At 67.1% G+C, this 10,238-nt stretch carries 8 protein-coding genes and 1 tRNA gene; 4 read left to right on the plus strand and 5 right to left on the minus strand.

All coding sequences use genetic code 11. The annotated features are described in order from the left end of the window. Positions 1-3 precede the first annotated feature (3 nt). The 3 genes from ACOGI7_RS02245 to ACOGI7_RS02255 are packed head-to-tail and all read right to left on the minus strand — an operon-like array spanning position 4 to position 5,016. Positions 4-1,617 (minus strand): lactate racemase domain-containing protein, encoded by a 1,614-nt coding sequence (locus ACOGI7_RS02245; RefSeq protein WP_419850305.1) that lies wholly within the window; start codon positions 1,615-1,617, stop codon positions 4-6. Further along, complete coding sequence (locus tag ACOGI7_RS02250; RefSeq protein ID WP_419850306.1) at positions 1,614-3,926, minus strand: HAD-IB family hydrolase; 2,313 nt, start codon at positions 3,924-3,926, stop codon at positions 1,614-1,616. The genes ACOGI7_RS02245 and ACOGI7_RS02250 overlap by 4 nt, the downstream gene beginning before the upstream one ends. A 40-nt stretch (positions 3,927-3,966) precedes the next feature. After that, a complete protein-coding gene (locus tag ACOGI7_RS02255; protein ID WP_419850307.1) occupies positions 3,967-5,016 on the minus strand; it encodes a D-alanine--D-alanine ligase family protein in 1,050 nt (349 codons plus the stop codon). A 48-nt stretch (positions 5,017-5,064) separates the two neighbouring features. Here ACOGI7_RS02255 and ACOGI7_RS02260 point away from each other — a divergent pair, with 48 nt between their 5' ends. The 3 genes from ACOGI7_RS02260 (at position 5,065) to ACOGI7_RS02270 (ending at position 7,964) form a co-directional block, all read left to right on the plus strand. After that, the gene (locus tag ACOGI7_RS02260; protein WP_419850308.1) at positions 5,065-6,369 is read left to right on the plus strand and encodes a UDP-N-acetylmuramoyl-tripeptide--D-alanyl-D-alanine ligase; all 1,305 of its coding nucleotides are present in this window, start codon (positions 5,065-5,067) and stop codon (positions 6,367-6,369) included. Positions 6,370-6,438: 69 nt separating this feature from the next. Continuing rightward, positions 6,439-7,827 carry an amidase gene (locus tag ACOGI7_RS02265; protein ID WP_419850309.1) on the plus strand — a complete coding sequence of 463 codons (1,389 nt, stop codon included), beginning with the start codon at positions 6,439-6,441 and terminating at the stop codon, positions 7,825-7,827. 63 nt (positions 7,828-7,890) lie between these two features. Next, positions 7,891-7,964: transfer RNA gene (locus ACOGI7_RS02270), tRNA-Val, on the plus strand. A gap of 436 nt (positions 7,965-8,400) precedes the next feature. Here the strand turns inward: ACOGI7_RS02270 and ACOGI7_RS02275 are convergent. Both ACOGI7_RS02275 and ACOGI7_RS02280 read right to left on the minus strand, forming a co-directional pair. Further along, the gene (locus ACOGI7_RS02275; protein WP_419850310.1) at positions 8,401-8,598 is read right to left on the minus strand and encodes a hypothetical protein; all 198 of its coding nucleotides are present in this window, start codon (positions 8,596-8,598) and stop codon (positions 8,401-8,403) included. Positions 8,599-8,896: 298 nt separating this feature from the next. Further along, the gene (locus ACOGI7_RS02280; protein ID WP_419850311.1) at positions 8,897-9,295 is read right to left on the minus strand and encodes a hypothetical protein; all 399 of its coding nucleotides are present in this window, start codon (positions 9,293-9,295) and stop codon (positions 8,897-8,899) included. Positions 9,296-9,638: 343 nt separating this feature from the next. Here ACOGI7_RS02280 and ACOGI7_RS02285 point away from each other — a divergent pair, with 343 nt between their 5' ends. Further along, on the plus strand, positions 9,639-10,202 hold the full coding sequence (locus tag ACOGI7_RS02285; RefSeq protein WP_419850312.1) for a choice-of-anchor R domain-containing protein: 564 nt from the start codon (positions 9,639-9,641) through the stop codon (positions 10,200-10,202). Positions 10,203-10,238: the final 36 nt, after the last annotated feature.

The following is a 10,238-nucleotide window of genomic DNA, read 5'->3' on the forward strand; positions in this document are numbered from 1 at the left end:
CGCCTAGCTGACATCGGCCATCAGGATGGGGGGGTTGTGGAGGTGGGTGACGGTGGGCTGGCGGCCCACGGTGTCGCTGGCGATCTCGAGGGCGTCTTGGAGCGTGGATGCGGGGCGGAAGCCCATGCGCTGCACCGCCCGGGTGTCGCCGCCCACGATGATCACTTCGCCCAGGTGCTGGAGGGCGTGGGCCCCCCAGTACCACATGTAGAAGGGGTGGACGCCGTGGTAGGCGTACGACGTGCGGTACAGGTGGATGTACCACTCGTCCTCGGCGAACTGGCGCTCGTACTTCGCCTCGATCTCCACGGGGTCGGTGGTGTCGGCCAGCACCTGCTCGAAGAAGTCGATGTAGCTGGGATGGTGCACCGGGTGGAACTCCCAGCGGGTGGGGTGGCCCATGATGACCACGCCGCCCTCCCGCACCAGCGGGCGTCCCCGATAGAGGTTGAAGAAGTAGCCCAGCCCCAGGCACATCACCAGGATCGGGTTCATCACCGAGTTCACGTTGTAGGGGCAGATGTAGGGCAGGCCCATGGTCAAGATGTCGGTCTGGCCCGCAACGGGCACTAAGTGCTGGGCGTACACGTTCTCGGTGGTCACCTTGTGTACGGCCTCCACCTCGCCGGCCTGCACCGAGGTCAGCTCATAGGGCGCCCGCCAAGACTGGAAGATCTGGCGGGCCATCTGGGGCGGGGCGTACTTCAAACCCGTGGTCATGGCCACAAAGGCGGCCCGGTCCTTGGCCGTCCACTCCCACTCCCGCTTCTGGAGCATGGCCAGCGGGCCGTCCACCCCGAAGGTGTTGTTGTTGACCGTGGTCTCGATCTGGAAGATCTTCACCCCGGCGTCGCGCAGCACCTTGCCCATGCGCCAGTTGGAGGCGTGCAACTCGGAGCGGTGCTGGTCCATGAACGACTTGGACTCCTGCATCGTCTTCACGTTGTGGTGGTGGCGCAGCCCCTGGTAGCCGGCCAGGCCGGTGGCGGTGCTTTTGTGGCCGCCGTCCATGGCCACCAGGTTGATGTTCACGTACACCACCAGGTCGCTCTCCGCCGCCCGCTTGGAGAACTGCACCTCCTCACCGTGGGGAGTGGTGCCTAGCACCACCATGCCGTCGGGGTCCTCGGCGTCGTGGTTGTAGAGGCAGCCCGAAGGGGCGAATGCATCGTAGGTGCGGTCGCCCAGGCAGTAGCGCAGTTCGTCCTCGGTCATGCGCCGGTGCAGGGCCAGCGCGGCGATGATGTGGACGTCGTCCACCCCGGCCGCCGCGGCCATCTCCAGCACTTGCTCGATCACCATCTGGCGGATGTCGGGGCGGCGCATAGGGGGCAATGGCAGGGAGATGTCGTCAAAGGCGATGGTGAGCTTCATGCCCGGGCGGAGTTGGGCGGGCAGCGGATCCTGGTCGATGGGGTTGAGCAGCGCCCGGCGGATGGCGCCCTCGGGATCGGCCAGGCCCAGCAGCGGCTCGGCCGGGTAGATCACCCGGCTGCGCCCGGCCGGAAGCTTCTCGGTGCGGAAGCCCTCGCCGTGGTGGAACAGGATCGGCGGCGTAGAGCGGTCCACCTCGAGCACCATGCCCGGGCGGGGGGTTGGCCGCACTCGGTCCTTCATGACGCCTTCCGGCTTCCGATTGGGAGCAGCTTGCGGGGGCCGCCGGGGGCTTTGTCGAAGTACTCGATGAGCCAGCCCCGCTTGCGGGCCAGCATGGCCAGCTTGGGCTCGGGGTTCACCGCCACCGGGTAGCCCACCGCCTCCAGCAGGGCCAGGTCGCTGGCCGAGTCGGCGTAGGCCACCGACTCCGACATGAGCAGACCCTCGGCATTGGCAAAGTCACGCAACACTTCGGCCCGCGACTCGCTGGTGGGCGGCACCTCGGCCAGTTGCCCGGTGTAGGTGCCGTGGGACTGGGCCAACTCGGCGCACACGATGTGGTCGAACAGCGGGCGCAACGGCTCCACGATGAAGTCCAGCGCGCCGGTGATGAGCACGGTGGTGTGCCCGGCGGCGCGGTGCTGGCGCACCCGGCGGATGGCGGCGGGGTAGGACTGGGTCAATATCAGGTCGCTGAACATCTCGCCCGAGTCCTCGGCCATCTGCTTTATCGGCGCCCCTTGGTAGCGGCGGTAGAAGTGGCGGAGGAAGTCGCTGCGGTCCCGGTGGTCCAGGGCCAGAAGCGAAGGGGCCTCCAGCAAGATCTTGGCCACCAGTCGGGCCCGTTCGTCCAAAGGCAGCCGCCTAGTGGCCAACCAGCCGTAGGCCATGACCACGTTGGCGGCGATGACGGTGTTCTCCAGATCGAAGGCCGCCATGTGTCGGTCGGGGGAGAGGATCTGGGTTCGCTGGCGGTCTTTGCGGGTCGGACCCGTCCGCCCCGACGGAGCCGTCTTGACCCGGCCCTGGGCCACCACGGTGGGCAGATGGATGTCGATCACGTAGTGGGGCCAGTCGATGATCCGGGGGTCGAAGCAGTACAGCTCCTTGTCTTCGTCATCCAGGCTGTCCCACAACTCCAGCAGCCGGTTCACGCCGAACAGGGCTTCGCACTCGGTGTAGGCCCCGTAGAGCTCCACGTAGCCCAGCGCCCGCTCCACTTGATCGCGCCGCTCGTCCAAATCCGCGGTGATCTCGGCTTGGCGGCCCCGGATGGGCAGTCGCCCCAGCACCCGCTCACCGGCGTTCAGCCCGGTCCGCAGCCGTTTGAGCTGGCGGACCACCCGGCCCCGGCCCGGATAGGTCCAGTTGGGCGGGGGGATGGGCTGGTCGCGGTCGTCGTAGATGGGATTCTCGCTGAACCAGCTGTGGGCCAGATCCACCAGTTGGTTGAATCGGAACGGGTTGATCGCTCCCGACGCCACCTGGATGATCTGGCGGTCGGTGTCGTGGCCCCGGGCGGCCACCGCACAGATGGCCGCGGCCACAAGATCCACCGGGATCACGTCCAGCACTCCCTGGGGGATGCCGGGGAAGTCGGTGAGCAGCCCCCGGCCGTAGCCGATGATGATGGGCTCGGCCATGCGGAAGCCCCGGATCCACCCCGGGAATGGCTCGGCATAGGCCGACTCGATGATCGACGGCCGCACGGTGGAGACCTCTAGGTCGCCCTTGATCTCGGTCACCGCGGTCTCGGCCAGCGCCTTGGTGAAGGCGTAGGCGTCGGGGAAGCCCAGCGAGGCGGCCCGCGACCGACCGGCCTCCACCATCTGGTCGTGGACCCAGCGGCTGCGGAGCTGCTCGGTCTTGGCGGCCAGCGCTGGGGTGCCGGCCGCCCCCAGCTCATGGCGAGCCTGGCTGCGGAACTCCTCCAGTCGGGCGGGATTGCGGCTCTCGGTCTCGGTGGTGATGCGCCGGCGGCGGCTGGCCTCGGCCTCGTCCTGCCACGACACCGGCACGTACATGGGGCCGTCGGCCAGGGGCTCTTCGGGGGCGTTCCCCCGGCGGCTCCCGGCCACATAACAGGTGGACACCGCGATGAAGTGGGGGGACGCTCCCATCTCGTTGAGCATGTTCACCAGCCGAACCGGCCCCATGAGGTTGACTTCCACCGCGGTGTCCAGCGGATTGTCGAACGCCACCGCGGCGGCCGAGTGGATGACGATATCGCAGCCAGCGATCAGCTCCCGGCCGGTGTCATCCAGCCCCAGGCCATCGACGCCCACGTCACCGGCCACACCGGTGATCCGCTGCTGGCAGAGCCGTTCGAACTCGTCGGTGCCCAACTGGTCGCGCAGCCGGTCGAAGACGTCGTTGCGAATAATCTCCCGGCGAATGCGCTGCTCGACCCCTCGGCGTCCGGGGCGTACCAGCAGCACCAGTTCCACTTCAGGCACGCAGCGCAGCAGCCGCTCAACGAGAGCGGTGCCCAGGAAACCGGTCGTGCCGGTGATCGCCAGCCGCTTGCCGGCCAGCGCATCAGAGATCACCGCAGTGTTTTACCAAACCCAGGGACTTTTCCCCAGCCCACTACGCCTCGTCGCGGTCGGTGCGACGGTGCTGACGGCGGCGCTCGTAGCGCTCGTTGGCCAGGTCGACCAGCGTCTCGATGAGCTGCGGATAGGGCAGGCCGCTGGCCTCCCACAGTTTGGGGTACATGCTGATGGGGGTGAAGCCGGGAATGGTGTTGACTTCGCTGAGCAGCATTCCCCGGCCGTCGGCTTCGTAGAGGAAGTCCGCCCGGGCCATCCCCTCGCACCGCAAGGCGCGGTAGGCGGCGATCGCGAGGCGTTGAACGTCCTGGGTGGCTGCCTCGGAAATCTGGGCGGGAACCAACAGCTCGGCGCTGTCGGTGAGGTACTTGTCGGCGTAGTCGTAGAAGTCGGCGCCGGGCACGATCTCGCCGGGGACCGACGCCTTGGGGTCGCGGTTGCCCAGCACGGACACCTCGATCTCCTGGCCGGTGACAGCCTCCTCGATGATCAGCGTCTCGTCATACTGGGCGGCTGTCTCGAGCGCTTTGACCGTCTCGAGTTCGGTAGCGGCCCGGCTCACCCCCACCGACGAGCCCATGTTGGCCGGCTTCACGAACAGCGGTAGTCCCAACTCCGCAATGGCCTGTTCGGCCACCGCCTCAGAGAGATCGCTGGCCGATGCCGTTCGGTAGCGACACTGGGGAAGACCGTGCTGAGCGCACACCAGCTTGGCCACGGACTTGTCCATGCACAGCGCCGAGGCCAGCACCCCTGATCCCACATAGGGGACGTCGGCCACTTCCAGCAGACCTTGAATCGTGCCGTCTTCGCCCATAGGGCCGTGTATGAGGGGGAACACCACCGTGTCGGGCTCGGCGAAGATCTCGGCCGGGGCCACGGCAAGGCCGTCGGCGTCCAACCGGTCGGGGAGGGGATCGGGAAGCTCGGCCAGCCGCCACTGCCCCTCTCGGGTGATGCCCAGCGCCACCGTCTCGAAGCGGTCTTTGTCGGCCGCACCAGCCACATGGCGGGCCGAAACACAGGACACGTCATGTTCGGCCGACCGGCCGCCAAATAGCAGCACCAAACGGGTGCGGGTTCCCACAGGCCGACGGTACCCCACCGATTGCCCCGACAGTGGGAGGCTAAGCGTGTGCGAATGTTGGCATCGGAGGCAGCCCGAGCGGCCGGTGGCCGTCTGGTGGGTCCCGACGTCGAAGTGTCGGGAATCTCCATCGACTCAAGGACGGTGGCCCCAGGCGAGTTGTTCGTGCCGGTGGTGGCCGAGCGAGACGGCCACGACTTCATCGACGACGCCTTGGCCGCGGGGGCAGCGGCCTATCTGACCTCTGAGGCCCCCCAGGGAGCCACCGCGGTGGTAGTGGACGACAACGCCGCGGCCTTGGCCGAGTTGGGCCGCCACGCCCGCAGCCGGTTCGAGGGCCCGGTGGTGGGCATAACTGGCTCGGTGGGGAAGACCTCGGTGAAGGACATGGCTGCCGCAGCCATCGGGGCCGACCGACCGACCCACGCCAGCCCGATGTCGTTCAACAACGAATTGGGGGTGCCGCTCACTTTGGCCAATTGCCCGGAGGATGCCGAAGCGGTGGTGGTGGAAATGGGCGCCCGAGGCAAGGGCCACATCGCCTGGCTCTGCTCGCTGGCCCGGCCCACCGTGGGGGTGGTGACGTCTGTCGGGGCGGCCCACACCGAGCTTTTCGGGACCGTGGAGGCCGTGGCCGAGGCCAAAGGCGAATTGGTGGAGTCGTTGGACCCGTCGGGCGTGGCCGTACTCAACGCCGATCAACCCCTGGTGACGGCCATGGCCGACCGAACCGAAGCCGATGTGCTGACCTTTGGTCGGGCCGGGGGCGAGGTGCGGGCCACGGACGTGAGATTGGACGACGGACTGCGGCCCCGATTCCGACTGGAAACCCCCAGCGGGCAGACCGCGGTGGCGTTGGCGGTGTGCGGCGAGCACATGGTGGACAATGCGTTGGCCGCCGCGGCCGCTTCGCTGGCGGTCGGGGTGGGGGTGGATGAGATCGCCGCCGGTTTGGGCTCGGCTCAACTGTCGCCGTGGCGCATGGAGGTGACCACGCTGGCGTCGGGGGCCGTGCTCATCAACGACGCCTACAACGCCAACCCCATGTCGATGGCTGCCGCACTGCGCTCACTGGCTGCCGTGGACCGACCCCGCCGGGTGGCGGTGCTGGGGGAAATGGCCGAGTTGGGTGACCGGACTGCAGCCGAACACGCCGCCATTGGCGCCCTGGCCCAAGAACTGGGCATCGAGGTCATCCCGGTGGCCACTGCCGAATTCGGGCCTTCACCAGTCGCCGACGACGCTGCCGCGGTAACAGCACTTGGCCCAGTCGACGCCGAGACCGCGGTGCTTGTCAAGGCCAGCCGCGTCGCTGGACTGGAGACGGTGGCCGAAGCGCTGTCCAAGAGCTGAAGACGGCCGCGGCTCGCGGTTGTTCCAAGTGGATGTACTGTCGGGGTTTCGGCGACGGAGGAGGCGGAGATGGACTTTCGTGAGCGGTCGGTGCAGGAATGGGCCGCGGCGGTGCGCGATCAGGAGGTGTCGGCCCGGGAGATGGTGGAAGGATCGCTGGCGGCCATCGACGCCCAGCAGGAGCTGAACGCCTTCGTGGCCATGAACCCCGAGCGGTCGTTGGCCGAGGCTGACGAGATCGACGCCCGACTGGCCTCCGGCGACGAGGTCGGGCCGCTGGCCGGCATTCCGTTCGGGGTCAAAGACTTGGAGGACGCTGCCGGGTATGTGACCACGCAGGGCTCGTTCCTGCATTCCGACGACCCACCGGCTGAGGCCGACAGCATTCTGGTGGAGCGGCTGCGGGCCGCGGGCTGCGTGGTGATGGGCAAGACCAACACGCCGGAGTTCGGCTGGACCGGCGACACCTACAACCCCGTGTTCGGGGCCACCGGCAACCCATGGAACCCGAAGCGCTCACCGGGCGGGTCGTCGGGGGGCACCGCGGCCGCGCTCATGGCCGGTCTGGTGCCGTTGTGTACCGGCTCCGACGGGGGCGGCTCCATCCGCATTCCCGCCGCGGCCTGTGGATTCAGCGGCTTCAAGGCCAGCCTGGGCCGGGTGCCGGTGGAAGGGACCTACCGGCTGTGGCCCCTCTCGGTCCACGGGCCGATGGCGCTGCGGGTGGCCGACATCGCCTTCGTGCAAGACCTGGTTATGGGGCCGTCGCCCCGCGACCTCGACTCGCTGCCCCGCCCCGACCGGTCTTGGCGCCAGGCGCTGGACGAGGGCTGGAAGCCCAAGCGGGCCGTGTGGTGCCCGGCACCCGACGGAAAGCCGTCCGATGCCGAGGTGGTGGCGGTGTGCGAGGCCGCGGTGGCCCAGCTGGAGGCGGCTGGCGTGGCGGTGGAGGTGCGGGAAGAGGGCCTGTTCAACGACCCCATCTGGGAGTACGTGCTGCTGTCGGCCAATGCGGTGTCGGGCGAGCTGGGCGAGCTGACCGACGAGCAGATGGAGCAGATCACCCCCGGTCTGCGCTACTACTTCGGGCTGTCCACCAGTCCCCAAGTGGCTGATTTCAACCGGGCGCTCGACATCTTCTACGAGATGTCCGAGACGCTCAACGGTGTGTTGGCCGAAGCCGACCTGCTGCTCACCCCCACCGTGGCCGGCCATTTTCCCGAGTGCGGGGGCCAGGGGCTGGTCAACGGCGAGCTCGTCGACAACTGGATCCGCCACACCTACCCGTACAACCTGACCCGGCGTCCGGCGGGCAGCGTCCGGGCCGGTTTCGCCGCCGACGGAATGCCGGTGGGGCTCCAACTGGTGGGCCATCAGCTCGGCGATGTGCGGGTGCTCCAGGCCATGGCCTACTGCGAACAGGTGTTTGCGCCGCCGATGTGGCCCTCGGCAGCTTGAGGGCCAGCGGAGCCCTATCTCTTCGCCCCGCCAATGTGGCCTGAGCTATCCTGAACGACCCCCGGACCGTTAGCTCAGATGGCCAGAGCGCTCGCCTCACACGCGAGAGGTCACTGGTTCAAGTCCAGTACGGTCCACTCCCACGCTGCCCTGAGAGCGAACCTCGGAGATGGTCCGGGTGGGCCGGGGTAATTCGCGCTGGCGGGGAGAAGTGGCCAGTAAGTGGCCATATTCTGGCCACTTATTTATTTTCGGGCGGGGTAGGGTGGGCGTATGGATGCCGTCCGACGGGGGATGGCTTGAGGATGTGGGTGGTGGGGATGTTTCCTGAGGGCCGCGCCGCGATCCTCGCTCTCACCGCGGATGACGCTTTCGGGAAATACCTAGACGAGGCGTGCAGCGACGACCTGCTGTCCCCGCTATAGCATCCCGTCGTCCACGTGTTTGCCGGCGATGAATACGCCCTTCTTCGCGCGATAGCCGGCGACCTACCTCCCAGCCTCACCTCCCAGAGAATCGCAGTACCCCCCACGGTGATGATTCGGCTGCGAAACAGCCTCATGCGGGCCAGTTTTAGCTGAGCAGCCTCCGCTCTAGTTCCTCGGCGGTGGCGGCGTCGGATCCGAGCGTGTCGTTGGCCATCTGCCGGTCCATCTCGGCTTCCTGGGTGCGGATTCGGGCCAGTACGTCGGGGGGGACTGGCTCCGGTTTGGTGGATCGCCTGCTGAGCCAGGTCCTGGGATTCAACAGATGTACTCGCTCAGCGCCCACAGGGGACCTCCCGTTGGTGTCCTGTTCCCAGCATAGACCGGCTTGGCGCCCGTTCCCAGATCAGGGTGGCCCGCGCCGAGAGGGGCGGCTTGGGCCGGGGCGCGTCGGGTGCGGCAACAGTTACATGGGTATTCACATGGTTAATGATCGCAGCCACCGCCATAGACCGCGGTTGGCCGCTGGCAACATTCGACAGGCGCATCATTACTTGGGCCAACCGAACAGGGCGTTTGCGCCTGCACTCCTCATGAGCCCCGACAACCCAGCGGCCGGTTGAGGCTGTCTCGGGGTCATCCGGTTAGGGGTCTTGTGGGGTTTGGAGGGCTTTTCTGATCTCTGCGGCGAGCTTGTGGCCGAGCCGTATTTCCAGGTCGGCCATCGCGGTGACCATTTTGTTGGCCAGGCCGTGGACCGTCTCGACCAGCCTGCTCAGCTCGGCTCGCAGTTCGGCGTTGTCGGCTTTGAGCTCGGTGCGGAGTTCGGCGTTGTCGGCTTTGAGCTCGGTGCGGAGTTCGGCGTTGTCGGCTTTGAGCTCGGCTCGGAGTTCGGCGTTGTCGGCTTTGAGCTCGGTGCGCAGGTTGGCGTGTTGGTCTCGAAGCTGGGCGGTGTCGGCGCGAAGGCCGTGGACCACGGTGGTGATGAAGCCGATGAGCCCGGCGCCCAAGACGCCGATGATGGATATGAGGATCGCTTGCATTGCCCCGAATACTCCCGGGAGTGCCGCAATGGGGGAAGCCCCGCAACCCTACCCCGGCGCTGACCGCACGACAACAATCACATGGTAAATCACATAGTGTTTTGGTGGTTAATGCTTAAATCATAGGATTATGCGGCTATCTTCTGATTCTGAATATGCGCGGGTTGAGCGTTCGGCGGGTGTTGTTTCGGAAGGCCTGGGGCGGCGAGTGATGCTGGGTAGTCCCCCCCCCCCGTTGCTCGGCGGCTGAGGGTCGCAGGCGGGCCGGGGTGATCCGCGCCTTCGGGGAACGCATGTCCCTTTCTCTTTCTCTCTTCTATCTACCAGTGAAGGACGGAGCGCCATGAAGACCGAAACGCACCAGCCCCGCGCCTACCGCCGTGGTCGCGCCCGCCGTTGGGCATCGCTCTTGGTCGCCGCGCTGGTCGGGCTGGCCACGGTCGGGGTGTTGGACACCAAAGACGCACCGCCGGCCGCGGCGCAGGACCTCTCGAGCACCCTGCTCAGCAACTTGGGCAAGGACACTGGCCTTAAACGGGACACTGGGTCTTCCGTACTCGCCCAATCATTCACCACTGGGAGCGCGACCGGTGGCTACGCGCTGACGAGCATCGAGCTGGATGTGGCGAATTCCAGCGTGACCGAGGCTCAGCGAGATACCGTCCGGGTGGAGCTGTGGTCGGACTCCAGCAACAGTCCGGGTTCGAAGCTGGCGAGCCTGAAGGTGCCCGCAAGCATCTCGACGGGCACCACGTCGTTCGAGGCGCCGCCCGGCACGACGCTTGCGAAAGCCACGACGTACCACGTCGTGGTCTACTCGGTCGGCAACTTCGCCCTGCAAATCAATCTCACACGGTTGGGCGGCGAGGATGACGGCAAGGCGGCGGGCTGGAGCATCGGTGACTAAAGCCGAACGACCTCCAACGATGAGCCAAGTGGCAGT

The organism is Candidatus Poriferisocius sp. (assembly GCF_965204145.1).
In the GTDB taxonomy this organism is placed as follows: domain Bacteria; phylum Actinomycetota; class Acidimicrobiia; order Acidimicrobiales; family Bin134; genus Poriferisocius.